This is a genomic window from Bartonella sp. CL434QHHD, assembly GCF_042195145.1.
Lineage (GTDB): Bacteria > Pseudomonadota > Alphaproteobacteria > Rhizobiales > Rhizobiaceae > Bartonella.
On the sequence record NZ_JBHINT010000034.1, the window covers coordinates 206,773 to 231,796 of the forward strand.

Here is a 25,024-nt window from a genome sequence, read left to right on the forward strand (position 1 = left end):
TTATTGCTTTTGAAGCACTAAATGCACTCCACCATGGAAATACATGTTTTTTCCTTTTTCTCGAATTTGTAAGGCGTTTGCGGCAAGATGAAAACCGGCTTGCTGAATATTAACACGTTGATCTGTTTTTAACTGTCCCTCGGATAAGTTAATACTAGCTGACATAAATTGTACCATCATCCCATCATTCGTCGTAATGGTGAATGGCTTGTCCAACTGTAAAAAACCATTAATGTTATCGTAAACCCCCCCTTGTGCTGCGAGAAAAATCTGTCTTTGTTGGCCCATAAATGCTCTAGCTGTAATGTTTTGCAACCCAATCATTCCAGCGTGTGTATGGTCTTGAAATGCCTTTTCTGCTTTAAGCCAATAAGGTTCATGAGCACGCGTATACCCTTCTAATTTTGGATTGAGCATCGTCAAATTCATCACGCCACTTTCTCCATTGTTCAAAGGCATAGAATCAGAAGTAATGGGAACCAAGAAAAACGTAAACCAGCAAAAAACCAGCGCTGAAATCAACGCTAAGAGAGGTAAAAAGATTTTTAATATGCTAATGCGACGCGAATGACGGGATGCTTTTTTTAAAACATCTCCACAAGATGATTGCGTTGAAAAGGCTTCATAATGATTGTGTACGGACATACTCTCCTGATCTCTTAAATACTCCGCATTTTTAATCTGTATAACCTTTATAGAAGGTATTTTCAAATTTTGTTTCTTGCAATTTGTTTTTTCTTGATTTTATTTTGCTTTTATCCGTTTATATATTGTAATATGCATGGAGTGCACAATTACAAAATTTTTTTGTGTGAAAGTGAGGCTATTGTGGTAAAATCAGAGCTTGTGCAAATTATCGCTCGTCATAACCCGCATCTTTTTCAACGGGATGTGGAGAATATTGTAAACGCTATTTTTGAGGAAATTGCAACAGCACTTGCAAATGGCAATCGCGTTGAACTTCGTGGATTTGGAGCTTTTTCTGTAAAAAGCCGTTCAGCCCGTAATGGACGTAATCCACGAACAGGTGAAGCTGTTTCTGTTGAAGAAAAGTGGATTCCTTTTTTTAAAACTGGCAAGGATTTACGCGACCGTCTTAATCAGTGAGAAACTTATGATAATTAAACGTATTCTTCTAACAAGTATCGGTGTGATTCTCGCAGCGGTTTTGATTGTTTTTATCGTGGCTAATCGTCAAATGGTTCCGTTAACCCTTGATCCTTTTCGAGCAAATCCTGAAAGTTTTACTTATCATGCTCCCCTCTTTATATGGCTCTTTATTTTCTTTGGTTTTGGTATTTTATTAGGAAATCTGATAAGTTGGTTTTCCTATCACAAATACAAAAAAGCTCTCAAAAAAAGTAAAGCCGAGATTGAAAAATTGAAAACATCTATCACAAATCTGGTGTAATGGTATTTAAATGAAATCTTTTCTCTTTAGTATTTTATATTCAGTACAGAGTTAAAAGTGCTCTTTTTCTTTTTTTATACATGTTTTAATTGACTTTAGCTTTTTTGCACTTTTACGAAACATTTAAGAGCTTTATAACATCTTTTTATACCTCATATACCGTGATACAAAACATGCCCGCACAATACTTTCAATCCTCCCATAACAATAGATATCCGCAGGAAAAGTTGCCCCTTATTTTAGAAACGGGTATAAGCGAAAACTATGCTCTCATTGATTCTGGTCATGGACAAAAATTAGAACGTTATGGAGCTTACCGCATTATTCGACCAGAAGGTCAAGCACTATGGAAACCCGCTTTACCTCAACAACAATGGGCTGATGTTGATGCTATTTTCACAGGAAACCTTGATGAAGAAGGGGTTGGGCGTTGGCATTTTCCTAAAAAGCCACTTGATGAAACATGGGCTCTTGCTTGGAATGGATTGTCTTTTCTAGGCCGTTTTACTTCCTTTCGTCATGTGGGGGTTTTTCCTGAACAAGATGCCCATTGGCGCTCTATGGAAGAACAAATTGTTCAAGCCAAACGCCCTATAAAATTGTTGAATCTTTTTGGCTATACAGGTATTGCCTCTTTGATTGGAGCACGAGCGGGTGCGAATGTTACCCATGTTGATGCTTCTAAAAAAGCCATTGCGTGGGCAAAAGCTAATCAAGAAAGAGCAGGATTACCAGATCATTCTATTCGCTGGATTTGCGATGATGCTATGAAATTTGTCGAGCGTGAACTGCGTCGTAAAAAAAGCTATGATATGATTCTTCTTGATCCCCCTGCTTATGGGCGTGGACCCCATGGTGAAATTTGGCAACTGTTTGATCATTTACCCGCCATGATCACAAATTGTCGTAAACTTCTCTCTGATAAACCGCTCTCTGTTGTCCTTACAGCTTATTCTATTCGTGCTTCCTTCTTTGCACTTCATGCTTTAATGCGTGATGCATTTGTAAATCTTGGTGGTACAGTCGAATCAGGAGAACTCATTTTGCGTGAAGAAGTTGCAGGACGTGCTCTTTCTACTTCTCTTTTTAGCCGTTGGATTGCTTGAATATGTGTAGACCCAAAACTGGTAGAGTGAAAGAAATTACCTCTCTTAGCAACCCCATCATAAAAGATCTTAAAGCACTTAGCCAAAAGAAAAACCGTAATAGAGAAGGTCTTTTCATGGCAGAAGGATTGAAATTGGTCATTGATGCTCTCAATCTTGGCTGGACAATACAGACGCTTATTTTTTCTAAAAGTAAAATCGGTAATGCTACTATCGAAAATACTGCCGCACGTGCTGTAGCCAACGGTGGTTTTGTTATTAAAGCCTCACAAAAAGTTATGGAATCACTTACCCGACGCGATAACCCACAAACAGTTATTGGTATTTTCAAGCAAAAATGGCACTCTTTTGAAATGATAAAAGGACAGATTAAAGATGTTTACATCGCGCTTGATCGTGTGCGTGATCCTGGAAACCTTGGTACCATTATTCGAACCGCTGATGCTGTAGGTGCTAAAGGTGTTATTTTAATTGGTGAAACAACAGACCCTTTCTCGCCTGAAACGGTCCGTGCAACCATGGGATCTATTTTCTCTGTACCACTTTATCGTTTTGATGAAAGCGCCTTTTTAAACTGGTCTTCTCACTTTAAAGGTATGATCGTTGGAACACACCTCAAAGGATCTCTGGATTATCGCACACTTGACTTCAAAAATGGCCCTATTATCCTTTTAATGGGGAATGAAAAACAGGGATTATCAGATCTTCTTACGAATCGGTGTGATAAACTTACGCGTATTCCACAAAGCGGACGAGCAGACTCGCTTAATCTAGCTGTAGCAACAGCTGTTATGCTTTATGAAATCCGTCGCCCCTATTTAATACTGGAACCATGTGAGGAAAAACATGATTCGTAAATCACTCCCTTTTCTTCTCTTGGGCTTGGCTTTTACAGTAGTACTTGATCAAGCTGTCAAATACTGGGTTATGCACAATATGCCTTTAGGAACAGAAATTTCGCTTATTCCTTTTCTTTCCCTTTATCATGTGCGCAATTCTGGCATCGCATTTTCGTTTTTTTCTTCCTTTTCTCAGTGGGGAATCATCGCCATCACGATCATTGTGATTATCTTCCTTCTATGGTTATGGAAAAATACTGAATATAATAAGTATTTAATGCGCTTTGGCCTTATTTTTATTATTGGAGGAGCCATCGGCAATCTCATTGATCGTATTCGCTTTCATCATGTCACTGATTATATACTTTTTCATATTGATGATATTTTTTATTTTGCTATTTTCAACCTTGCAGATAGTTTTATCACTCTCGGTGTTATTGCCATCCTTATTGAAGAATTGCGTACTTGGATGAAAGGAAGGCGTCATTCCAATAGTACATCTCCTCATTGATATGTTCATTGCCTTAGAAAACAGAGAGCTTTGATCATCACAAGTCTGATTACGCATTGATTTTTCTTAATCAATTCTTGTTGCTCGTCATTTCACGTGTTTCTCTTCATGGGACGATAAGATCTTACTTTCTTTTCAACTTCACATTTCTACACTTAGTTAGTGCAAAAGAAATGAACTCAAATAGAAATCAATATTTTTTATCCATGTGTCCTACATCATAATTTTTGAGGAGATATTTCACAGCATTTAAAGTTCCATTTATTTAATTAGAACAATTGCTTTTCGTATGTTTTTTAGTTTTTACAGATATCGCTTTTACAGAGCCTTTCTTAAGTGCTTCGTTTAAAAACTCTCCTTTTTTATTTTATATATTGTTTAATAAAAAACATTTTTTCAACTATTTTCAATGGTACCTTGTTAAAGCAACATATTGATTATAAATATAAATTACCTTTTTTCATATTGAATAAAAGCCCTTAATAGCCTAAATCTCTTTTATTTGGAATCTGTTCATGTTGAATCCATAAAAACCCTGTCTCTTGCAAGACACAAGCAAATTAATAATCTTGATTGATTTAATATGAACAGATTTGAAACCAGAGAAGCTTGCGATATTCAGAGTATCATTTAGCATTCAAAAAGACAATTTATCATTATACATCAATATATTATATAAAAATCCAATTCAATAGCTCTTATAACCGTGCAAAACAGATGCAATATTGGAAGTTGAAAAATAGTGTGATGATACTTGCCGCTCTTCTCATAAACGCAAAAATAGTGAATATTTTATAAGGGATTGTATTACATAGTTTCTGTGAAAATAGAAAAGTTTTTAAGTATAGTCTTTTTATCTTGCAAAAATATGGCAAAAAATGGAAATATTTTTTATTAAAATGAACTATTTCCTTACCAATTTGTAAGGTTCCTTCTTCATATAAATCTCTTGTAATTTTTAAATAAATCTCCATAATAAGAGCATATATGCTGGAATTCTGTCAGTGATTCTTAAGGTTTTTTGTATTTGCCCAATTAAGGCTTATACCAAGCTTATCTGTGTAATGACAGAGACACTTTTAAAGCCCTATACCTGACAGAACATATGCTAAAGGATTTTATATTATGGCTAATTTTAAAGATTTACGTTCGGCACCTGCTTCTCATGCCGATGCATCAATTGATCAGGGATTACGCAACTATATGTTGGGTGTCTACAATGCAATGGCCATTGGTTTGCTTATTACAGCTGCTGCCGCTTATGCAATTGTATCATTAGCAACGACAACAGATATGAGCCAAGCAGCAGCTCAAATCAATAGCAGTGTTTATCTAACACCACTTGGAGTAACATTTTATACATCGCCATTCTCTTATATTGTTATGTTTGCACCACTCATAGCAGTCTTATTCCTCAGTTTTAAAATTAATACATTGAGCACAAATGCTGCTCGTAGTCTCTTTTTTGGTTATGCTGCTCTGGTTGGTCTTTCACTGTCTTCAATCGTTTTGCGCTATACGACAGAAAGTGTTGTGCAAACCTTTGTCATTTCCGCCGCAACTTTTGGAGCTCTTTCACTTTATGGATACACAACAAAGCGTGATCTCACAGCAATCGGTTCCTTCTTATTCATCGGATTGATCGGCTTGTTTCTTTCCATGATTGTGAACATTTTTCTTGGATCAAGCGCTTTGCAGTTTGCTATCTCTGTAATTGGTGTTTTTATCTTTGCTGGTTTAACAGCCTACGATACCCAGAGCATTAAGTTGATGTATTATGAAGGAGATGAAAGCGATACCAGAGGACGTAAAGTTATTATGGGCGCGTTGAATCTTTATCTTGATTTCATCAATATGTTTGTCTTCTTGCTACAGTTTCTTGGCTCAAACCGTGATTGATTGCAAAAATCATAACTTAATTAAAGAACCTTGTTTCTAAAAGAGACAAGGTTCTTTTGTTTTTAGTGTAAGTCTTTACCCTTGGCCTCTTAGGGACTATTCTTTTCGTAAAATGACAAAAATACCTTATAAGCAAAAATTCCCTTGGTTTACCGGTTTTATCCAACAAAAACTCCACAACTCCCTTTTTAATGCAATTCACAGCCGCTCTCATCATCAATCAAACATCATCAATCAAAATAGTAATTATGATCTGACCGTTGCTTCCTATAATGTGCATAAATGTGTAGGTGTTGATAAAATTTTTAATCCTACAAGAATTGTCCGTGTTATTACTGAATTACAAGTTGATATTCTTGCTCTTCAAGAAGCAGATAAACGTTTTGGGGAACGCATTGGTTTGATTAATCTTCAGCTATTAAAAGCTGAAACCGGTTTGATTCCTGTACCTCTTAATACTATGTCACCTCATGGCCATGGTTGGCATGGGAATGCTCTTTTTTTGCGAAAGGGATATGTACGTGATACTTTACAAGTCACTCTTCCTAGTATTGAACCACGTGGGGCTGTAGTTGTAGAGTTGGAAATGGAAGCAGGCCCTATTCGTATTATTGCGGCTCATTTTGGCTTATTACGTTACTCTCGTAAACAACAAACAAAAATGCTCCTTGAAATTTTCCAAAAACGCCCCCTTATGCCTACACTCCTTATAGGAGATTTTAATGAATGGCGGATGGGAAAAGGCTCATCTTTAAATCATTTTTCTCCCTATTTTGATAGCACTTTTGAAGTTGTACCAAGCTTTCCCTCTCGCTTTCCTTTTTTAGCCCTTGATAGAGTTTTTTCTTTTCCCCACCAATTGGTAACAAGTATTGAAAATCATCTTTCACCGCTTGCACGCATTGCTTCAGATCATTTGCCTATCAAAGCCTATCTTAATCTTTCTAACGCAATCAACATTCTTAAAAATAAATAAAAAAATTAATGTGCCTCATCCCAATTTTGAGCCGTCATGACTTTTACTTCAAGCGGTACAGATAAAGATAGAACCGGTATTGTAGCATTTTCCATAACATTTTTAACAACAGTCATGGTTTTTTTACTTTCTTCTTCTGGTACTTCAAAAATCAGTTCATCATGCACTTGCAGCAACATTTTTGCTGATAGTTTTTCTTCTTTTAAAGCATCTTCCATATGTATCATAGCGCGGCGAATAATATCGGCCGCAGAACCTTGAATTGGAGCATTGATAGCTGCTCGCTCATTAAGAGAACGAATTTTTACATTCTTTGCTTTTATTTCTGGATAATGGATACGACGTCCAAAGATTGTTTCTACATAACCATTTTCACGTGCAAAGATTTTAGTTTTCTCCATATAATCTTTAATTCCTGGAAATCTTTCAAAATACAGTTGAATATAACGACCCGCTTCTTGGCGTGAAATTCCCAATTGATTAGCTAATCCAAAAGCTGAAATACCATAAATAATACCAAAATTAATCGCTTTTGCACGCCGTCGTATATCTGAATGCATTCCTTCTATCGCAACACCAAACATTTGTGATGCCGTTATAGCGTGAATATCATGCCCTTTAGCAAAAGCTTCTTTTAATGCTTTTATATCCGCAATATGTGCAAGAATGCGCAACTCAATCTGACTATAATCAGCAGAAAGTAACACACGTCCTTTGGGAGCAATAAAAGCTGTTCGGATTTTACGCCCTTCAGCAGTTCGCACTGGAATATTTTGCAAATTTGGCTCTGATGATGATAACCGACCTGTTGATGTTATTGCCAAAGAATAATTCGTGTGAACTCGCCCTGTTTTTGAAAAAATATAAGAAGGCAAGGCATCTGTATAGGTAGATTTTAGCTTTGCAAGTTGACGCCACTCAATAATTTTACGCGGTAAAATATGACCTTCAGCAGCCAACTCTTCTAAGGTCTGTGCAGAAGTTGACCATTGTCCACCCTTAGTTTTGGCGCCTCCAGGCAATCCCATTTTGCCAAAAAGGATATCCCCTAATTGCTTTGGCGAAGCAATATTAAACTTTTCATCAGCTTGTTTATAAATTTCCTCTTCTAGAATCAAAGCAGCTTGTGCCAACTCTCCAGAAAGACGCAATAAAATCTGCCTATCAATAAGAATCCCCCGTTCTTCCATTCTTGCAAGAACTTTTACAAGGGGTCGATCAAGACGCTCATAAATTTTTGTCATCCCACGAGCAACAAGTTGTGGTTTCAATACTTGCCAAAGGCGTAGCTTTATATCAGCATCTTCCGCCGCATAAAGGGTTGCTTGTTTTAAATCTACTTGTGCAAAAGAAGTAATTTTTTTTCCGTTATGCGTTAAATCTTTATAGGCAATTGGTTTATGCTCAAGCCAACGTTCAGACAAATCATCCATATTATGGGCTAAAGTTCCAGCATCAAAAGCATATGATAAAAGCATGGTGTCGTCAAAAGAGCTTATCATAATGTCGTATTGCTTCATCACCAACCAATCATATTTTATATTATGACCAATTTTTAACACCGCTGAATCTTCTAATATCGGTTTTAAAAGTGCTAAAGCTTTTCGGGCCTCAATCTGTGAGGCAATGCGCCCGCCCCTCAAAAGGTCCTCTTCTCCTTCATCAAAATGTTCAAGAGGTATATAAGCTGCTTTTTCCGGCTGTAATGCGAGTGAAAAACCAACAAGCTTTGCTTGCATCGGATCAAGAGATGTTGTTTTAGTATCAAAAGCGAAAAAACCCTGCTCTTGTGCTTGTGATAACCACTCTTTTAAAATTTTCTCATCAAGAATTGTTGTATAAGCAGCTCTTGTAATTTTTTGAGTCAGCGCTTGATCTTTACGTTTTTGTGCAAAAACTTGTGGAGAATTTTCAGAAAAACTATGAAGAGATACGTGCTCAGTATTCTTGATCTCAGAATCATGCCTGGGACTTAGTTTTTCCCATTCAACATCTATATCAAGTGCGTCAATAACAGCTGCATCGCATGACGTTGCCTCTGCCACGCGACGCGTTAATGTTGAAAACTCCATCGCTTTCAAAAAAGCAATTAAACGTGGACCATCTTGTGGCTCCAAAACAAAATCATCTAAATCATTATCTATAGGAACATCTGTTTTAAGCCTGACAAGTTCACGAGACATTTTAACTTGTTCTCTATAAGCTTGAATGTTTTCACGCCGTTTTGTTTGTTTAATTTCTGTTACGCGTTGCAATAAAAGATCAAGAGAACCAAATTCATTTAATAACTGAGCTGCAGTTTTTGGACCAATGCCTGGAATACCCGGTACATTATCTGTTGAATCTCCAATTAATGCTTGTAAATCAATCATTTTTTCAGGCGCAACACCCCATTTTTCTATAACCTCTGAGATACCTATATGCTTATCTTTCATTCCATCATACAAAGATACATGCGTATTTACGAGTTGCATAAGATCCTTATCAGAAGAAATAATGGTTGTTTTTGCCCCAACCTTTGTTGCAAATTTTGCATAGGTAGCAATTAAATCATCCGCTTCAAAGCCTTCCTTTTCAATACAAGGCAAATTAAAAGCCTTCGTTGCTTGGCGTATTAGCGCGAATTGAGGAATTAGATCTTCAGGAGGTTCAGCGCGATTCGCTTTATATTCAGGATAAATTTGTTTCCGAAAAGTATCAGATGAATAATCAAAAATAACAGCAAAATGTGTTGGAACAACACCCGTAGCTGTATTACGAGCATCACATAGTAATTTCCATAACATATTGCAAAAACCAGCTACTGCTCCTACAGGAAGTCCATCCTTTTTACGTTTTAAAGGCGGTAAAGCATAATAAGCACGAAAAACATAGCCTGATCCGTCAACCAAAAAAAGATGATCTGTTGCTTTCATTACAATTTTTTCTCCATTTCAGCTAAAAAAACAATTTGTCCTTATATATTTTTTCACTTTGCCTCTAAAAAGCCATTTTTTCTTTTCATAAGACATGAAGTCGTTGCACTTTATATTAAGTACCTAGAGCTTTTCTTTGCTGTTACAGGATTAATAGCTTTCATTTTGCTCCTCCTATGATAGCTGAGGTACGATGTAGCGACAGGGTCGTTGTGGTGTTCCCCTCCCCACAACGACCGTTTTTTTTTGACATCGATATTTTTTAATTTCAATCGTGACTTTTTTAGAGAAAAGATGATGTTATTCATGAATTTTGAAATTATTCCACAGAGCTTTTTCACCCATTTTGTAGATAAAATCAGCGTGTAACTTTTTTTCTTGCGTACTCAATCTTGAAGGTAAAGCCTGTGGGCGAATTTTAACGGCATAAGATGTATCTTTATCATTCTGGATATGTTCATCAACACCCCTTCTGTTATCAAAACCCAATACACCTTGTTTTCCACCGATAAGCTCAATATAAACATCGGCTAGAATCTCTGCATCAAGCAAAGCACCATGAAGAACACGATGGCTGTTATCAATTCCAAAACGTTTGCATAAAATATCAAGAGAATTAGGACCCATAGGAAATTTACGCCGCGCCATAGCCAGTGTATCAAGAATATTATCAACACTGATAAGCGGTTTGTTGACACGTTTTAATTCTGCATTAATAAAACCAATATCAAAACTCGCATTATGCGCAATCATTGTCGCGTCTTTGATAAATTCCAAAAATTCATCAACAATATCACTAAAACTTTTCTCGTTTTTTAGGCGTTCATTGGTTAATCCGTGAATTGCTACAACTTCATCAGGAATAATAACGCCTTCAGGGTTTAAATAAACATGAAATTGGCGTCCTGTGAGATAACGATCAACCATTTCTACACAACCAATTTCGATTATGCGATCTTTTTCTTTATCTAAACCTGTTGTTTCTGTATCAAAAATAATTTCCCGCATAACTTCAATTCTTTAGTTTTTTTATTACATCAAAAACCTGTTGACGTGTATTCTCTAAATCTTTCCCTGTATCAATAATAAAATCAGCACGTTCTCGTTTTTTTTCATCTGGCATTTGTTGAGCATTGATAAAGGCAAATTTTTTCTCATTCATACCTTGGCGAATCATGACACGTTCTTTTTGTATTTCTGGTGGAGCAGAAACAACAATAACGCTATCCACACGACTTTCACCATTTTTTTCAAACAAAAGTGGAATATCAAGAATAACGAATTTTTTCCCTTGTTCACGCGCTATATCAATAAATTCCCTTTCTTTTTCTTGCACCAAAGGATGAATTATTTTTTCTAATGTTTGTAATTTTTCTTTATCATCAATCAAAATTTCAGAAAGTTTCAAACGGTTAACTTCACCGTTTTCAACAACACCAGGAAAAATACGCTCTATGAATGACAAAGCTGGCTCACTTTTATAAAGCTGTTTTACTGCTTCATCAGCACTAAAAACAGAAATACCCGCTTGCTTGAAAAAATCAGCAACTGTTGATTTTCCCATAGCAATTGATCCCGTTAATCCTATGATCTTCATTCTCTTTTTTCACTCATATCCTCTAAAATAGCTGTCCGTAAAGCTTTTGTTACCTGTGGTCTTATTCCAAACCACTGTTCAAACCCTATAACAGCCTGATGTAGAAGCATCCCAAGTCCATCAACCGTCTTGAGATCACAAGCCTTTGCCTGTTGTAAAAAAGGAGTTATCAATGGTGTATAAATAATATCTGTTACTAACGCCGTTTTTTTTGCTTTATGAAAATCGCAAAAAAAAGAATCACTTTTTTCTTCTGGACTTTTTATGCCAATAGAGGTTGTATTAACAATCAAATCAACTTGATGAAGTATTTCATGGATTTTATGCCAATCGTAAACTTTAATGATTTTTCCAAAATGCTGAGCTAAATTATCAGCGCGTTGTTTTGTACGGTTAATCAAATAAATCTGTTCAAATCCGCGTTTTTTTAAGGCATATATGATAGCGCGTGCGGCACCACCTGCTCCAAAAACAAGAGCTGTTTCCCCTCCCCAATCAGATGCAAAATCATCAAGATTAGCGCTAAAACCATAGGCATCACTATTCGTGGCACAAAGCTTATCTCCTTCATACCAAAGTGTATTAACAGCACCAATCATTGTTGCTCTCTCATCTTTATAATCTGCTAAACGAAAAGCTTCCTGTTTATAAGGCAAAGTAACATTTCCTCCACAAAAGCCTATTTTTTGTAAAGACGCAATAAAATGACTGAATTCTTCAGATGTTACTTCTTGTGCAATATATTCTCCTTGTAAACCATATTGTTTAAGCCAAAAATTGTGAATTTTTGGCGATTTTGAATGATGAATTGGAGAACCAACAACAAAAGCACGCGGATAATTTGTTTTTTTTATTGTTAAGTCAACCATCAATAATTCCTAAGTGACGCAGTTTTATGAGTAGAGGCAGTAAAGGTAAACCAACAATGGTAAAAAAATCTCCTTCAATTTTTTCAAAGAGATGAATTCCTTCTCCTTCAATTTGATATACTCCCACGCTGTTTAAAACATCTTTTCCTACGCGTGCTAAATAACGTTCAATAAATTCTGATGAGAGTAAACGAACGGACATATGTGCACTAAAAGCTTCAACCCAAATTTTTTGACCATTTTTAAATAAAGCTACCGCACTATGAAGAAAATGGGTTTTTCCTGATAATTCACATAAACGTTGATGTGCTTCTTTAATATTTGTTGCTTTGTGAAAAACTTGACCTTCAAAATCAAGAACTTGATCACAACCAATAACGAAAGCATCAGGAAAACGATCTGAAACATTTTTTGCTTTTGCGCTCGCAAGAAAACAGCTGAGTTCTTTAGGTGTTTTTTCTTTTGCTTTTTTTTCTACTTCTCTTTCATCAAAAGAAGCTCCTTCAATGGAAAAATTTAAGCCTGCTTTTTTTAATAATTTTGCACGATAAAAACTAAGAGATGCTAATATTAACGTATCTGCGTTCATGAGAATTTTCTCTCATTTCCTTCACGAAATCGTGATAACAGTTCAAATATTGCAGCAGCAGTTTCTTCAATAGAACGTCTTGTGACATCAATAATAGGCCAACCAAAACGTTCGCAAATGCGTTTTGCATAGATTAATTCTTCAGCTATGTTGATACGATTTGTATAATTATCAAGAGCAAAACTTTCTCCCAAATCTCGATTTTGGCGGATATGTGAGATTCTTTCAGCTGAAGCAATTAAACCAATAATTAAAGAATTTTTTGCCTCTAAAAGGGATTCTGGCAAATCAATATTAGGAATAAGAGGAATATTAGCCGTTTTTATTCCGCGATTTGCTAAATAGATACTTGTTGGCGTTTTAGAGGTTCTTGAAATTCCCACAAGAATCACATCTGCTTCGGATAAGCTACTGGAAGACTGTCCATCATCATGCTCTATTGTAAAATCCAGTGCCTCAATACGGCGAAAATAATCCGCATTAAGATCATGTTGTGCGCTCGCACGTAAATGTGTTGGCATTCCAAGGTAAGACTGAAAAGCATTTAAAACAGGATGTAATATATCAATACAGGGAACTTTTATTTTTTTACACATTTTTTGAAGGAGAAGTTTAAATTCTTCATCAATCATTGTGTAAAGAACAATACCTGGTTCTTGTTGTATTTCATCAAGAGCTTTTTGTAACTGTATTCTATTACGAATCATAGGATAGATATGCTCTGTTGCCTGACTCATTGCATATTGCGATGCTACAGCTCTTCCTACAGAGATTAATGTTTCTCCCGTTGCATCAGAAAGCATGTGTAAATGAAAGAATTTTTTTTCTTTTGTCACAAAAATTTTAACTCCTTGTTAAGATATGTGTATATATCTTCACCGTTTTTTATAAAACTAAAATTTAGGAAAAATTCTCCTTTTTTATGCACAAATTAAATGCTTGTGATAATTTAATCCCTCTTATAAAAAAAGAGGGGATAATATCTTTAAGATAGTGTTATTTTTATTCTTTTTTAACTTCCTTTTGTGGATAAAATTGAGGATAAATAATAATCCACACTAAACACAGTTATAAATAAGAATAATCCTTTCTTTAATATAAATTTATTAATATAAATTTCTGTAAAAATACTTTTGAATAGCATTTCATTAATGCTATAAATTTAACTTACATTTTTGTTATTAAAATAATTAAATACTATTTGGATTTTATATTTTTTCAAGTTTTTCATATAATTACTTAATATTACAGGAATAAATTTCATATAAATGGTACTTGCAGATTAAAAAAATTGAGTGTAGAATATTTTTTTCTTAATAATATTTCACTCATAAATTTCCATAAATTATTTAGAACAATCTTCTCCATTACAAAGAGCATATTTCATGCAAAAAATGAAACTACAAGAACTTAAAAGCAAAAATCCCGTTGAGCTTGTTTCTTTTGCTGAAACATTAGAAGTTGAAAATGCCTCCCTTATGCGCAAACAAGAATTAATGTTTGCTATCTTGAAAAAACTTGCTCTACAAGATGTAGAAATTATAGGAGAGGGTGTTGTTGAAGTTTTACAAGACGGATTTGGATTCTTGAGATCTGCTGATGCTAATTATCTTCCTGGTCCTGATGATATTTATCTTTCACCTGCACAAATACAGTCGTTTTCTTTAAAGACAGGTGATACAATTGAGGGTCCTATACGCAGTCCAAAAGAGGGAGAACGTTATTTTGCTCTCCTTAAAATTAATACAATTAATTTTGAAAAACCTGAAAAGATTCGTTATAAAATTCACTTTGATAATCTCACTCCTCTTTATTCAAATGAACGTTTCCAAATGGAAATACAAGATCCTACAGAGAAAGATATGTCATCACGCGTGATTGATTTGATATCTCCATTGGGAAAAGGACAAAGAGGGTTAATTGTAGCTCCTCCTCGGACGGGAAAAACAGTTTTACTTCAAAATATTGCTCATTCTATTACCACTAATCATCCTGAATGTTATCTCATTGTTCTTTTAATAGATGAACGACCAGAAGAAGTTACTGATATGCAGCGTTCAGTGAAAGGAGAAGTGGTTTCTTCTACTTTTGATGAACCAGCAATACGTCACGTACAAGTGGCAGAAATGGTCATTGAAAAAGCCAAACGTCTCGTTGAATATGGGCGTGATGTTGTTATTCTTCTCGATTCTATTACACGTCTTGGGCGTGCATATAATACAGTTGTTCCTTCTTCGGGTAAAGTTTTAACAGGTGGTGTGGATGCAAATGCTCTCCAGCGTCCAAAACGTTTTTTTGGTGCAGCACGTAATATTGAAGAAGGCGGATCTTTAACCATTATTGCAACGGCTTTGATTGATACAGGAAGTCGTATGGATGAGGTTATTTTTGAAGAATTTAAAGGAACAGGTAATTCGGAAATTGTTCTTGATCGAAAAGTTGCTGATAAGCGTATTTTCCCTGCTATGGATATTTTAAAGTCAGGAACGCGTAAGGAAGAACTTCTGGTAGAACGACAAGATTTACACAAAATTTTTGTTCTTCGTCGTATTTTAGCATCTATGAATGTAACAGATGCAATTGAATTTTTGATTGATAAATTAAAGCAAACAAAAAACAATAGTGAATTTTTTGATTCAATGAATACGTAGAGTCATTAAAGTTTTTATTAGGATAAAACCTGTGGATACAATCTTTGCTGTTTCGAGTGGATTGTTACCTTCAGGGGTTGCAGTCATTCGGCTTTCTGGTCCTCATGTTGTAGATATAGTTAAAACGCTTTGTGGTCGTTTACCTAAAGCACGTTTTATGCATTATGGAAATCTTACTGCTCGTGATGGTAGTTTTTTAGATTCTGGTTTAACTGTTTTTTTTCCTGCTCCTCATAGTTTTACGGGGGAAGATTGTGCAGAATTCCATTTACATGGAGGAAAAGCCGTCGTTAATCGTTTTCTCGATGAATTATCGACATTTTCTGGATGCCGTATTGCAGAGGCAGGTGAATTTTCACGACGCGCTTTTATGGAAGGAAAATTAGATCTTGTTCAAGCAGAAGGTCTTGCTGATTTAATAGAAGCAGAAACGGAAAGCCAACGGCGTTTAGCTGTTATGGGTACAAGTGGACATTTAACGACGCTTTATCGTGATTGGCGTCATAAGCTTATGAAGGCGCGTGCTTTTATTGAGGCAGAACTTGATTTTGTTGATGAAGCAGATATTCCCAACGCAATATCTGATAAAGTTTGGAAAGATATTGAAGATCTTTGTACCTCTCTTCGAGAATATATTACTGAAGGAGAGCGTGCGAGTATTTTACGTGATGGATTAAAAATTGTTATTGCTGGTGCTCCTAATTCTGGAAAATCAAGCATTATGAATCGTCTTTCAGGAAGATCTGTTGCTATTGTAACGGAAGAAGCAGGAACAACCCGTGATGCTTTAGAAATGAGAATTATTCTTGGTGGTTTACCTATTTTTTTAACGGATACTGCTGGTTTTAGAAAAACAGAAAATAAAATAGAACAGATGGGAATAGAAGTTGCTAAACAGCATGTTATGGAAGCTGATTTGGTTATTTTGGTTTATGATATAGGAAATCCTAAGCAAGTTGATTTACCAGAAACATCGGCTGAAATATGGTGTGTTGGCAATAAGCTTGATCTTTATGAAAAAAATGATCAGCGTTGGTCTATACAATTTTCCGCATTAACTGGTTTAAATTTTGATTATTTTATAAAAGAACTTGAATCATTTTGTCATCATCGTGCTTCTGAAATTGGAAATATTGTTCCAGCACGTAAAAGACAACTTCAATTGTTAAAGGAGGCTGTTAAAGAGATTGAATTTTCTCTTAATTATCATTCTCTTGATCTCAGTTTACGTGCAGAACATCTCCGTTGTGCAAGTGATTTTCTTGGTAAAATTACAGGAGATATTGATGTTGAAGATTTGCTTGATATTATTTTTTCAGAATTTTGTGTTGGTAAATAATGATTCACGTGAAACATTGATTATTTCATAGACAGATTATAAAGATTATGTAATTTATATATTGTTTCACGTGAAACCTTAGAATATTTTCTACGGAATGAATTAAATGCAATCATATGATGTTGTTATTGTTGGTGGTGGTCATGCTGGCTGTGAAGCAGCTTCAGCTTCAGCACGTGTAGGAGCCAAAACAGCGCTTGTTACACATAAAATATCAGCATTGGGAACAATGTCGTGTAATCCTGCTATTGGTGGACTTGGAAAAGGGCATCTAGTTCGGGAAATAGATGCATTAGATGGTCTCATGGGAAGAGCAGCAGATGCTGCTGGAATTCAGTTTAGACTACTTAATAGACGTAAAGGACCGGCAGTAAGAGGACCACGAACACAGGCAGATAGACAACTTTATAAAAAAGAAATTCAAAAATTATTAAAAGAACAAGAAAATCTTACTCTTATTGAGGATGAAGTTATTGATCTGGTTGTTAAAGATAATTGTGTATCAGGTGTTATTTTAAAAAAACAAGGAATAATTTTATCTGGTGCTGTTGTTTTAACAACAGGGACGTTTTTAAATGGCTTTATTCATATTGGTGATAAAACATGGGCTGCTGGACGTATGGGGGATCAGTCAAGTGTGAAACTTGCTAAACGTTTAAAAAATTATCATATAAAACTTGGTCGATTAAAAACAGGAACCCCTGCTCGTTTGAGTAAAAAAACAATTGCTTGGGAAGCTCTCCAAAAACAACAAGCAGATGAAAATCCCATTCCCTTTTCTCTTTTAACAGAGAAAATTGAACAACCACAAATTGAATGTGCAATAACACGTACAAATGAGAAAACACATCAAATTATTCGCGAGAATATTTATCGTTCTGCTTTATATTCTGGAAATATTGAAGGGTTAGGACCACGTTATTGTCCTTCTATTGAAGATAAAATTGTTAAATTTGGAGAACGTGATGGACATCAGATTTTTCTAGAACCAGAAGGATTAAATGATGATACCGTTTATCCAAATGGTCTTTCTACTTCTCTTCCTGAAGATGTGCAAATTTCTCTATTGAAAACCATTGAAGGATTGGAAAATGCTATAGTTTTGCAACCTGGTTATGCTATTGAATATGATTTTGTTAATCCACAACAATTAACGAGAAGCTTAGAATTACGCTCTTTACCAGGTTTATTTTTAGCAGGACAAATTAATGGTACAACAGGATATGAGGAAGCAGCAGCACAAGGACTTTTAGCTGGATTAAATGCTGCACGTAAAGTAGGTAAATTAGATGAAATACTTATAAGTCGATCTACGGCTTATATTGGTGTTATGGTTGATGATTTGGTTTCACGTGGTGTTTGTGAACCTTATAGGATGTTTACATCACGTGCCGAATTTCGTTTATCTTTACGATCTGATAATGCTGATACGCGTTTAACACCTTTGGCACAAAAATGGGGTATTGTGAGTAAAATACGTTTGGAATGTTATCAGAAAAAACAACAACGGCTTGATCAAGCACGATCAATATGTCAAAATATTTTTTTTACACCTAATGAAGCTTCTGCTCATGGATTACATGTTAATCATGATGGAATTCGGCGTTCGGCTTATGATTTTCTTGCTTATCCTCATATGACCTTAGAGCGTCTTTCAGATTTTTGGCCACAATTACAAAAAATTGATTCTAAAACAGCAGAATCTTTAGAAATTGAAGCACAATATGCGGTTTATTTAGATAAACAAGCACAAGATATTGCTTCTCTTCAGAGAGATGAGCGTTTAGAAATTCCTTCTTCTCTTGATATTCAGGCAATTTCAGGTCTTTCAAATGAACTTAAATCAAAAATTAAAGAAGTATCGCCGCGTTCAATTGCTGATGCACAAAAAATTGATGGCATGACACCCGCTGCTTTATCTCTTATTATTACATATATTCAACGTCAACGACGTGAAAAGGCTAAAACAGCTTAATGGATTTTTCTATAGAAAAAAAATATCAACAATTATTAAATATTGTTCCTTCTGTTTCACGTGAAACAATGGAAAATTTAATTCAGTTTGAGTCTTTAATACTTCAATGGAATGCGCATATTAATTTGATATCTGCTACAACAATACCAGATCTATGGACACGACATATTCTAGATTCAGCACAAATTTTTCCTTTGTATGCTCATTCTTTACATTGGTGTGATTTAGGATCAGGAGGAGGTTTTCCTGCAATTGTGATTGCTATCTTTTTGAAAGAAAAAAAAGAAGGACATATTAATCTTGTTGAAAGTAATGGGAAAAAAGTTGCTTTTTTGCGAACAGTTATTGCTCAACTTAATCTTCCAGCAACGGTTTATCACGCTAGGATTGAAGATATATATCAAAAAATTCCCATGTCTGATATTATAACGGCACGGGGATTAGCGCCGCTTAATACTCTTTTACAACTTATTTTTCCTTTATTAACAGAAAAAACTATAGCTCTTTTGCAAAAAGGTCGGGATTACGCTACAGAAATAAAAAATGCCTCTGCCAATTGGCACTTTGATCTGTTAAAACATAAAAGTAAAGTTGATGAAAATTCTGTTATTTTGGAAATTTCTCATATTCGATCATATAGAGGGTAGAGCAAAATGAGCGAAACACGAATTATCGCTATTGCAAACCAAAAGGGTGGAGTCGGAAAAACAACCACAGCAATTAATCTTGCAACAGCTTTAGCAGCCATTGGTGAAAATGTTCTTATTATGGATGTTGATCCACAAGGTAATGCAAGTACTGGTTTGGGGATTGATCGTAATAGCCGTCCTTTATCGTCTTATGATGTTTTGGTTTCGGGCGTTTCAATTACACAGGCGGCTTTAAAGACAGCTGTACCCAATCTTTATATAGTTCCCTCTACACTTGATCTCTTAGGTGTGGAAATGGAAATTTCTTCATCAAAAGATCGCATACAACGCTTACGTAAAGCTCTCTATGATGATCCGGAAATGGAAAAAAAATTCAATTATATTTTAATTGATTGTCCTCCCTCCCTTAATCTTTTAACACTTAATGCTATGGGGGCCGCGGATTCTGTTTTGGTACCTATGCAGTGTGAATTTTTAGCACTTGAAGGTTTAAGTCAATTACTTGAAACAGTAAAACAAGTGCGATCCGTACTTAATCCATCTTTAGAAATCCAAGGTATTGTTCTAACAATGTATGATGGACGTAATAACCTTTCAAATCAAGTTGTTGAAGATGTACGTTCTTTTATGGGAGATAAAGTTTATCGTACTGTTATTCCACGAAATGTAAGAGTATCAGAAGCACCTTCTTTTGGAAAACCTGTATTGCTTTATGATCTCAAATGTGCTGGAAGCCAAGCTTATTTGCGTCTAGCATCAGAAATGATACAACGTGAAAAACAAGCACGCGCTGCTGCTTAAAAATATAAAAAAATAATCTAAAAATTCAAAGAGAAAAATTATGAATGATGATCTCTCAAAAAAAAGACTAGGACGTGGATTAGCTGCATTGATTGGAGATATCAATTTAAACAACAATATTGCACGTTCATCAAGCTTTGATAAATTAAATGAATCCGGTAGTATTTCTGAGCGATTTATTTCTATTGAATCTATTTCATGTAATCCTCACAATCCTCGGCGTCATTTTACTGAAACAGAGCTTGATAATTTGGCACAATCAATTCGTCAACACGGTGTGGTTCAACCGGTTATTGTAAGGCCTTTAAGAGATCATCCTCATCGGTTTGAATTGATTGCGGGTGAACGGCGCTGGCGTGCAGCACAACGTGCAAATTTAAGTCAATTACCCGTTATTATTCGTGATGTGGACGATAAAACCGCTTTGGAATTGGCTATTATTGAAAATGTTCAGCGGGCAGATCTTAATCCTATCGAAGAAGCAAAAGGATATGAGATGCTTTTGAATGAGCATGATTATACACAAGTAGATTTAGCACAAGTTATTGGAAAAAGTCGTAGTCATGTTGCAAATACGCTTCGTTTATTAAAACTTCCAGAAAGAGTACAACAATTCTTAACGGATGGACAACTTTCTGCTGGTCATGCACGTTGTCTTATAACCGTTGATGATCCACAAAATTTAGCTGAGAAAATTATTTGTGAAGGGCTTTCAGTACGTCAAACAGAAATACTTGCATATGAGAAAGCCAATCCTAAAACTAAAAAGCGTACCAATACGGAAAAAGATGCTGAAACAAAATCTTTAGAAAAATTACTTGCAGATGTGATAGGAATGAAAGTTATTATTCGACATGGTAAAAAAGGTGGCGATTTAAAAATACATTACTCTTCATTAGAACAATTAGATGAAATTTGTCGGCGTTTACAAAGTTAATCAATTGTTCTAAAAAGATTTTTAACAGTTATCTCTTAAAATTTGGATTATTCTATACATATGTTCTTTAACAAATTCTAGATTTCTTGAAGGTAAAGAGTTTTTTTCATAAGTATAATTTTCCTCATCAGTAAGTACATATAATGTCTCTTTAAGTGCTAGGTGAGCAACAACAAAATCTTTTGGTGTGATATTATTTTCTTTTAAAATATTCACAAGTTTTGGATTATTAGAAATATAGGCAGCATATTTTTCAATATGATCATCATAAGTATTGATATCACTTTTTGTATTTGTTTGTTCTGGTTCTGAAGATAAATTTCTACATTCTGCTTTGATTTTTTCCAGCTTTAAAAGAATATCTTCTGTTAAGGGATAATTTGCAATGAAAGTCGGTATAAAAGAAGGATCATCTATTTCTTGTTTTTTTTCTTGAGCGTATGATACAAAAGGAAAAATGAAGAAAAAACACAATAGAAGTTTAAACATGACTAAAAATTATCCTTTCTTTTTTGAATTTCAATAAATACTTTTCCGTCTGTTATTCTTTATTTTTAGAAAAACATTTATAAATATAATCGAAATAAAAACAATTATTAGGAATGATAAAAATACGGTGATTTTTTAATGCACTGACTTCTTTATTAGATTAAAGGGGTGATATTTTCTAACATTTCATAACTGATTAGTTGCTCAAAATGAGTTTTTCACAGCTATCTAAAAGAATTGTTGCTTTGTAAAAATGTTTTTTAACAAATTCAAGATTGTTTAGAAATATAATATTTTTCTCAGTAGAATATTCCTTTTCAGGTGCAAATATGAGAAGCGCGGATATTTCTTTAAGTACTAAGGTTCCAGCAGCAAAATCTTCTGGTTTGATATTATTTTTTTTTAAAATATTCATAAGTTTTGGTTTACTAGAAATATAGGTAGTGTAGTTTTCAATATTAGAGTGGATACTAGAATCATAAGTGATAAGATCATTTTTTGTTTCTGGAAGTAAATTTTCACATTCTTTTTCAATTTTTTCCAGTTTTAAAAAAAAATCTTCTGTTAAGGGATAATTTGCAACGAGAGGGGATATAAGAGAAGAATTATCTGTTTCCTTTTCCTCTGCTCTTGTTAGTTGAATATGTATCACGAAAAGAAAAAGGAGAAACAAACGTAATACGAACTTAAGCATGGTTAAAAATTATCCTTTCTTCTTCGAATTTCAGCAAAAACTTCTTCATCTGTTTCTTCTTCCATTACAAGGTTCCTTCGCAACACACTATCATCCCAGCGGAGAAAGGGATTGGTGGCTTTTTCTTGCCCTAAAGTGACAGGTAAAGTCATAGCGTTTTTTGCACGTAGCAAAAAAACTTCCTCTATTCTTTGGTGGAGTTTTTTATTATGTGGGTCAATTGTTAGTGCGAAAAGAGCGTTATTTTTTGTATATTCATGTCCACAATAGAGAAGTGTTTCATCAGGAAGTTTACGAAGTTTTTTTAAAGAATTTAACATTTGTGCAGGTGTTCCTTCGAAAAGACGTCCACAGCCCAATGAAAAAAGTGTATCTCCAGCAAAGAGTAAACTCTTCTCAGGAAAATAGTAAGATAATGCGCCTAAAGTATGACCAGGTGTTGAAAGAGCTAAAAGCAGGTGTGTGCCAAAAGAAAAACTTTCATCAGGTTGAAGTGTTTGATCAAGATAATTGATCTTTTCTTTTTCTGCTTCTGGCCCGATAACCATAGCGTTGTAAACTTGTTTTAATTCTGATAGGGCTTCTACATGGTCGTGATGATGATGAGTTACAAAAATAGTGTTAAGTGTCCAATTGTGGCGCTTTAAAGCATTGTGGATTGCTTTGCTTTCAGGAGCATCTATTGCAGCTGTCATACCACTTTTTTCATCATGAATGAGTATACCAAAATTGTCTTCTCGACAAATAAACTGTTCAATCAACATATTTTTTTCTCCCGAACAGTGTTTGGCGATGAATCTATAAAATAATCGGTAGTGGTGATTTTTTTAAGAATCAGATTTGTCCTCTTCTGTAAAAAGTCCTTTTGAATGTTTTATAATTATAGGCATTTGGGTAAGCATGAAAAGGACTGTTATAGGCATGACGCCAAATACTTTGAAACTTGTCCAGAAATTATCGCTAAAATTACGCCAAATTATTTCATTCAAAAGGGCAAGAAAAATGAAAAAAAACGCCCAACGATAGGTAAGTTTTTGCCAACCTAAATCATCAAGTTTTAAGGTAGAATCAAGAGCATAACGTAAAAGTGGTTTTTTAAAAAACATCCCACCAAAAAGTATAAAAGCAAATAAGCTATTAATGATTGTCGGTTTCATTTTTATGAAAGTTTCATTATGAAGCCAGAGAGTTAGAAAGCCAAAAACTAAAACAAATATTCCCGAAATAAGAGGCATAATAGGAATTTGTCTTGCAAGGATCCATGATAAGCTTAGGGAAATAATTATCGCTACCATGAAAATAGCTGTTGCAGGGAAAATAGATTTGTTAAAATTTTGAAAAAATCCAATGTTTTTTATCAGCCATTCTCCCTTATAATTGGCAAAAAAGAAGGCAACCAATGGACCCATTTCCAAAAGAAACTTAAGTGTTGGTGAGAGAGATTTTTTTTTATTGTTATTCATTTTTTTTTCAGAATTATTGTGTAAATTAGGATTAGATAAAGGCTGTTTCATGCATGTTTTCCTGCGATAGTTTCGGCAAAGTCAGAAGCAGAAAAGGGTTGAAGGTCTTCAATATCTTCTCCTATACCGATAAAATAAACGGGTAATTTATATTTTGCTGCGATAGCGACAAGAATTCCTCCTCGTGCAGTCCCATCTAGCTTTGTCATGACTAAACCATTAACACCAGCAATATCGCGGAAAATATCTACTTGGTTGAGTGCATTTTGTCCGGTTGTTGCATCAAGCGTTTGAAGGATTGTATGGGGTGCTTGGGGGGTATGTTTTTTTAAAACACGAATAATTTTTGCTAATTCATCCATCAATTCAGATTTATTTTGTAAACGCCCTGCTGTATCAATAATTAATACATCACTGTTTGTTTTTTTTGCTTTTTCATAAGCATCAAATGCTAAGCTGGCGGCATCTGCACCCAATTTTGTTGAAATAACAGGAGAATTGGTACGTTCACCCCAGATGTGTAGTTGCTCAATAGCTGCGGCTCGGAAAGTATCACCAGCTGCCAGCATAACTTTTAATCCCCCTTCTGTTAATTTTGCTGAAAGTTTTCCAATAGTTGTCGTTTTTCCAGTGCCATTTACACCTACCAGCAAAATAACATGCGGTTTATGGCTGAGATCAAGTTCCAATGGTATTGCAACAGGTTCCAGAACTTTTTTGACCTCATCCGCTACAATAGTATGAATATCATCTGGGGAGAGGTCTTTTCCGTAACGACTGGAAGCTAAAGTATTTGTGATGCGTGTTGCCGTCTCTACACCTATGTCAGCTTGGATAAGAATATCTTCGAGCTCTTGCAATGTGTCTTCATCAAGTTTTCTTTTAACAAAGAGATCGCTAATTGATCCGCTTAAGCGTTGTGAAGAAAGGGATAGACCTTTTTTAAGGCGCCCAAACCACGCTGTCTTTTTTTGTTCAACAGAAGGTTCAGATAAAATTTCTTCATTCTTTTTTTCACGGATGTTGTCTGTGACAATAATTTTACCAGAAAAAGGAATTTTATCAGAACGGGATTCTAGAAATGGAGATTTTTCATCATATTTTGTAAGTATTGACTCTGGATTTTTTGTTTGTTCTTCTTTTTCTGTGTCTATAGAAACTTGGTTATTTTTTGTCTTTTCATTTTTGTCTTTATTTTCTTCTATTATATCGCTTTTATCAGGAATAGAAATCTGTTGTTCAATTTCTTGCTCTTGAGATTTGTTAAAAGAGAATATTTTTTTAATAAAAGATTTCGTCATAAGAATTTTCCT

At 34.9% G+C, this 25,024-nt stretch carries 25 protein-coding genes; 13 read left to right on the forward strand and 12 right to left on the reverse strand.

Annotated elements, in window-relative coordinates:
* Window positions 1-645, reverse strand: coding sequence for an LPS export ABC transporter periplasmic protein LptC (lptC, locus tag ACFILN_RS05665; protein ID WP_273790187.1), 645 nt, complete (start codon window positions 643-645; stop codon window positions 1-3).
* 183 nt (window positions 646-828) lie between these two features.
* Between lptC and ihfB the strand changes: the two genes are divergently transcribed.
* The 7 genes from ihfB to ACFILN_RS05700 all read left to right on the forward strand — a co-directional run bounded on the left by ihfB (window position 829) and on the right by ACFILN_RS05700 (window position 6,742).
* Window positions 829-1,107 carry an integration host factor subunit beta gene (gene ihfB, locus ACFILN_RS05670; RefSeq protein WP_273790186.1) on the forward strand — a complete coding sequence of 93 codons (279 nt, stop codon included), beginning with the start codon at window positions 829-831 and terminating at the stop codon, window positions 1,105-1,107.
* A 7-nt stretch (window positions 1,108-1,114) separates the two neighbouring features.
* A complete protein-coding gene (locus ACFILN_RS05675; RefSeq protein WP_273790185.1) occupies window positions 1,115-1,411 on the forward strand; it encodes a lipopolysaccharide assembly protein LapA domain-containing protein in 297 nt (98 codons plus the stop codon).
* Window positions 1,412-1,584: 173 nt separating this feature from the next.
* The gene (locus tag ACFILN_RS05680; protein WP_375637260.1) at window positions 1,585-2,517 is read left to right on the forward strand and encodes a class I SAM-dependent methyltransferase; all 933 of its coding nucleotides are present in this window, start codon (window positions 1,585-1,587) and stop codon (window positions 2,515-2,517) included.
* Between the two features lie 2 nt (window positions 2,518-2,519).
* Window positions 2,520-3,374, forward strand: a complete 855-nt coding sequence (locus ACFILN_RS05685) for a TrmH family RNA methyltransferase (protein ID WP_375630618.1) — start codon at window positions 2,520-2,522, stop codon at window positions 3,372-3,374.
* Window positions 3,364-3,867 carry a signal peptidase II gene (lspA, locus tag ACFILN_RS05690; protein WP_375630620.1) on the forward strand — a complete coding sequence of 168 codons (504 nt, stop codon included), beginning with the start codon at window positions 3,364-3,366 and terminating at the stop codon, window positions 3,865-3,867. The genes ACFILN_RS05685 and lspA overlap by 11 nt, the downstream gene beginning before the upstream one ends.
* Window positions 3,868-4,992: 1,125 nt before the next feature.
* Entirely contained in the window at window positions 4,993-5,766 is a 774-nt protein-coding gene (locus ACFILN_RS05695; protein WP_375671059.1) for a Bax inhibitor-1/YccA family protein, read from the forward strand.
* Window positions 5,767-5,878: 112 nt separating this feature from the next.
* Window positions 5,879-6,742, forward strand: a complete 864-nt coding sequence (locus ACFILN_RS05700) for an endonuclease/exonuclease/phosphatase family protein (RefSeq protein ID WP_375671061.1) — start codon at window positions 5,879-5,881, stop codon at window positions 6,740-6,742.
* A gap of 5 nt (window positions 6,743-6,747) precedes the next feature.
* On the opposite strand, the gene polA is transcribed toward ACFILN_RS05700, so the two are convergent.
* From polA to ACFILN_RS05730, 6 genes are all read right to left on the reverse strand, one after another.
* Complete coding sequence (gene polA, locus ACFILN_RS05705; protein WP_375671063.1) at window positions 6,748-9,657, reverse strand: DNA polymerase I; 2,910 nt, start codon at window positions 9,655-9,657, stop codon at window positions 6,748-6,750.
* A gap of 300 nt (window positions 9,658-9,957) precedes the next feature.
* Window positions 9,958-10,665 (reverse strand): DNA polymerase III subunit epsilon, encoded by a 708-nt coding sequence (gene dnaQ, locus ACFILN_RS05710; protein ID WP_273790178.1) that lies wholly within the window; start codon window positions 10,663-10,665, stop codon window positions 9,958-9,960.
* 4 nt (window positions 10,666-10,669) lie between these two features.
* Complete coding sequence (coaE, locus tag ACFILN_RS05715; protein ID WP_273790177.1) at window positions 10,670-11,254, reverse strand: dephospho-CoA kinase; 585 nt, start codon at window positions 11,252-11,254, stop codon at window positions 10,670-10,672.
* Window positions 11,251-12,123 carry a shikimate dehydrogenase gene (locus ACFILN_RS05720; RefSeq protein WP_375611344.1) on the reverse strand — a complete coding sequence of 291 codons (873 nt, stop codon included), beginning with the start codon at window positions 12,121-12,123 and terminating at the stop codon, window positions 11,251-11,253. Before ACFILN_RS05720 ends, coaE begins: the two co-directional genes overlap by 4 nt.
* Complete coding sequence (locus tag ACFILN_RS05725; protein ID WP_375671064.1) at window positions 12,116-12,712, reverse strand: Maf family nucleotide pyrophosphatase; 597 nt, start codon at window positions 12,710-12,712, stop codon at window positions 12,116-12,118. The genes ACFILN_RS05720 and ACFILN_RS05725 overlap by 8 nt, the downstream gene beginning before the upstream one ends.
* A complete protein-coding gene (locus ACFILN_RS05730; RefSeq protein WP_273790174.1) occupies window positions 12,709-13,548 on the reverse strand; it encodes a pyruvate, water dikinase regulatory protein in 840 nt (279 codons plus the stop codon). The genes ACFILN_RS05725 and ACFILN_RS05730 overlap by 4 nt, the downstream gene beginning before the upstream one ends.
* A gap of 549 nt (window positions 13,549-14,097) precedes the next feature.
* Between ACFILN_RS05730 and rho the strand changes: the two genes are divergently transcribed.
* The 6 genes from rho to ACFILN_RS05760 all read left to right on the forward strand — a co-directional run bounded on the left by rho (window position 14,098) and on the right by ACFILN_RS05760 (window position 21,065).
* On the forward strand, window positions 14,098-15,363 hold the full coding sequence (rho, locus tag ACFILN_RS05735; RefSeq protein ID WP_015857121.1) for a transcription termination factor Rho: 1,266 nt from the start codon (window positions 14,098-14,100) through the stop codon (window positions 15,361-15,363).
* A 31-nt stretch (window positions 15,364-15,394) separates the two neighbouring features.
* Window positions 15,395-16,702, forward strand: a complete 1,308-nt coding sequence (mnmE, locus tag ACFILN_RS05740) for a tRNA uridine-5-carboxymethylaminomethyl(34) synthesis GTPase MnmE (RefSeq protein ID WP_375643028.1) — start codon at window positions 15,395-15,397, stop codon at window positions 16,700-16,702.
* 106 nt (window positions 16,703-16,808) lie between these two features.
* Window positions 16,809-18,677, forward strand: coding sequence for a tRNA uridine-5-carboxymethylaminomethyl(34) synthesis enzyme MnmG (mnmG, locus tag ACFILN_RS05745; protein ID WP_375671066.1), 1,869 nt, complete (start codon window positions 16,809-16,811; stop codon window positions 18,675-18,677).
* Window positions 18,677-19,324, forward strand: coding sequence for a 16S rRNA (guanine(527)-N(7))-methyltransferase RsmG (gene rsmG, locus ACFILN_RS05750; RefSeq protein WP_375630633.1), 648 nt, complete (start codon window positions 18,677-18,679; stop codon window positions 19,322-19,324). The genes mnmG and rsmG overlap by 1 nt, the downstream gene beginning before the upstream one ends.
* A gap of 6 nt (window positions 19,325-19,330) precedes the next feature.
* Window positions 19,331-20,128 (forward strand): ParA family protein, encoded by a 798-nt coding sequence (locus tag ACFILN_RS05755; RefSeq protein WP_273790170.1) that lies wholly within the window; start codon window positions 19,331-19,333, stop codon window positions 20,126-20,128.
* 40 nt (window positions 20,129-20,168) lie between these two features.
* Window positions 20,169-21,065 (forward strand): ParB/RepB/Spo0J family partition protein, encoded by an 897-nt coding sequence (locus ACFILN_RS05760; RefSeq protein ID WP_375671067.1) that lies wholly within the window; start codon window positions 20,169-20,171, stop codon window positions 21,063-21,065.
* Window positions 21,066-21,086: 21 nt separating this feature from the next.
* Here the strand turns inward: ACFILN_RS05760 and ACFILN_RS05765 are convergent, their stop codons facing one another.
* From ACFILN_RS05765 to ftsY, 5 genes are all read right to left on the reverse strand, one after another.
* Complete coding sequence (locus ACFILN_RS05765; protein WP_375667532.1) at window positions 21,087-21,554, reverse strand: hypothetical protein; 468 nt, start codon at window positions 21,552-21,554, stop codon at window positions 21,087-21,089.
* Between the two features lie 196 nt (window positions 21,555-21,750).
* Complete coding sequence (locus ACFILN_RS05770) at window positions 21,751-22,248, reverse strand: hypothetical protein (RefSeq protein ID WP_375667531.1); 498 nt, start codon at window positions 22,246-22,248, stop codon at window positions 21,751-21,753.
* Between the two features lie 2 nt (window positions 22,249-22,250).
* Window positions 22,251-23,012: a hydroxyacylglutathione hydrolase gene (gene gloB / locus ACFILN_RS05775; RefSeq protein ID WP_273790166.1), complete on the reverse strand. Its 762-nt coding sequence runs from the start codon at window positions 23,010-23,012 to the stop codon at window positions 22,251-22,253.
* A 63-nt stretch (window positions 23,013-23,075) separates the two neighbouring features.
* The gene (locus tag ACFILN_RS05780; protein ID WP_273790165.1) at window positions 23,076-23,762 is read right to left on the reverse strand and encodes a septation protein A; all 687 of its coding nucleotides are present in this window, start codon (window positions 23,760-23,762) and stop codon (window positions 23,076-23,078) included.
* The gene (gene ftsY, locus ACFILN_RS05785) at window positions 23,759-25,012 is read right to left on the reverse strand and encodes a signal recognition particle-docking protein FtsY (protein ID WP_273790164.1); all 1,254 of its coding nucleotides are present in this window, start codon (window positions 25,010-25,012) and stop codon (window positions 23,759-23,761) included. Before ftsY ends, ACFILN_RS05780 begins: the two co-directional genes overlap by 4 nt.
* Window positions 25,013-25,024 lie beyond the last annotated feature (12 nt).

What these genes read in the sequence shown, in the direction of transcription:
- lptC (WP_273790187.1), bottom strand. Translation starts at nt 645, where the DNA reads ATGTCCGTACACAATCATTATGAAGCCTTTTCAACGCAATCATCTTGT.
- ACFILN_RS05675 (WP_273790185.1), top strand. Translation starts at nt 1,115, where the DNA reads ATGATAATTAAACGTATTCTTCTAACAAGTATCGGTGTGATTCTCGCA.
- ACFILN_RS05680 (WP_375637260.1), top strand. Translation starts at nt 1,585, where the DNA reads ATGCCCGCACAATACTTTCAATCCTCCCATAACAATAGATATCCGCAG.
- ACFILN_RS05685 (WP_375630618.1), top strand. Translation starts at nt 2,520, where the DNA reads ATGTGTAGACCCAAAACTGGTAGAGTGAAAGAAATTACCTCTCTTAGC.
- lspA (WP_375630620.1), top strand. Translation starts at nt 3,364, where the DNA reads ATGATTCGTAAATCACTCCCTTTTCTTCTCTTGGGCTTGGCTTTTACA.
- ACFILN_RS05695 (WP_375671059.1), top strand. Translation starts at nt 4,993, where the DNA reads ATGGCTAATTTTAAAGATTTACGTTCGGCACCTGCTTCTCATGCCGAT.
- ACFILN_RS05700 (WP_375671061.1), top strand. Translation starts at nt 5,879, where the DNA reads ATGACAAAAATACCTTATAAGCAAAAATTCCCTTGGTTTACCGGTTTT.
- polA (WP_375671063.1), bottom strand. Translation starts at nt 9,657, where the DNA reads ATGAAAGCAACAGATCATCTTTTTTTGGTTGACGGATCAGGCTATGTT.
- dnaQ (WP_273790178.1), bottom strand. Translation starts at nt 10,665, where the DNA reads ATGCGGGAAATTATTTTTGATACAGAAACAACAGGTTTAGATAAAGAA.
- coaE (WP_273790177.1), bottom strand. Translation starts at nt 11,254, where the DNA reads ATGAAGATCATAGGATTAACGGGATCAATTGCTATGGGAAAATCAACA.
- ACFILN_RS05720 (WP_375611344.1), bottom strand. Translation starts at nt 12,123, where the DNA reads ATGGTTGACTTAACAATAAAAAAAACAAATTATCCGCGTGCTTTTGTT.
- ACFILN_RS05725 (WP_375671064.1), bottom strand. Translation starts at nt 12,712, where the DNA reads ATGAACGCAGATACGTTAATATTAGCATCTCTTAGTTTTTATCGTGCA.
- rho (WP_015857121.1), top strand. Translation starts at nt 14,098, where the DNA reads ATGCAAAAAATGAAACTACAAGAACTTAAAAGCAAAAATCCCGTTGAG.
- mnmG (WP_375671066.1), top strand. Translation starts at nt 16,809, where the DNA reads ATGCAATCATATGATGTTGTTATTGTTGGTGGTGGTCATGCTGGCTGT.
- rsmG (WP_375630633.1), top strand. Translation starts at nt 18,677, where the DNA reads ATGGATTTTTCTATAGAAAAAAAATATCAACAATTATTAAATATTGTT.
- ACFILN_RS05755 (WP_273790170.1), top strand. Translation starts at nt 19,331, where the DNA reads ATGAGCGAAACACGAATTATCGCTATTGCAAACCAAAAGGGTGGAGTC.
- ACFILN_RS05760 (WP_375671067.1), top strand. Translation starts at nt 20,169, where the DNA reads ATGAATGATGATCTCTCAAAAAAAAGACTAGGACGTGGATTAGCTGCA.
- ACFILN_RS05765 (WP_375667532.1), bottom strand. Translation starts at nt 21,554, where the DNA reads ATGTTTAAACTTCTATTGTGTTTTTTCTTCATTTTTCCTTTTGTATCA.
- ACFILN_RS05770 (WP_375667531.1), bottom strand. Translation starts at nt 22,248, where the DNA reads ATGCTTAAGTTCGTATTACGTTTGTTTCTCCTTTTTCTTTTCGTGATA.
- gloB (WP_273790166.1), bottom strand. Translation starts at nt 23,012, where the DNA reads ATGTTGATTGAACAGTTTATTTGTCGAGAAGACAATTTTGGTATACTC.
- ACFILN_RS05780 (WP_273790165.1), bottom strand. Translation starts at nt 23,762, where the DNA reads ATGAAACAGCCTTTATCTAATCCTAATTTACACAATAATTCTGAAAAA.
- ftsY (WP_273790164.1), bottom strand. Translation starts at nt 25,012, where the DNA reads ATGACGAAATCTTTTATTAAAAAAATATTCTCTTTTAACAAATCTCAA.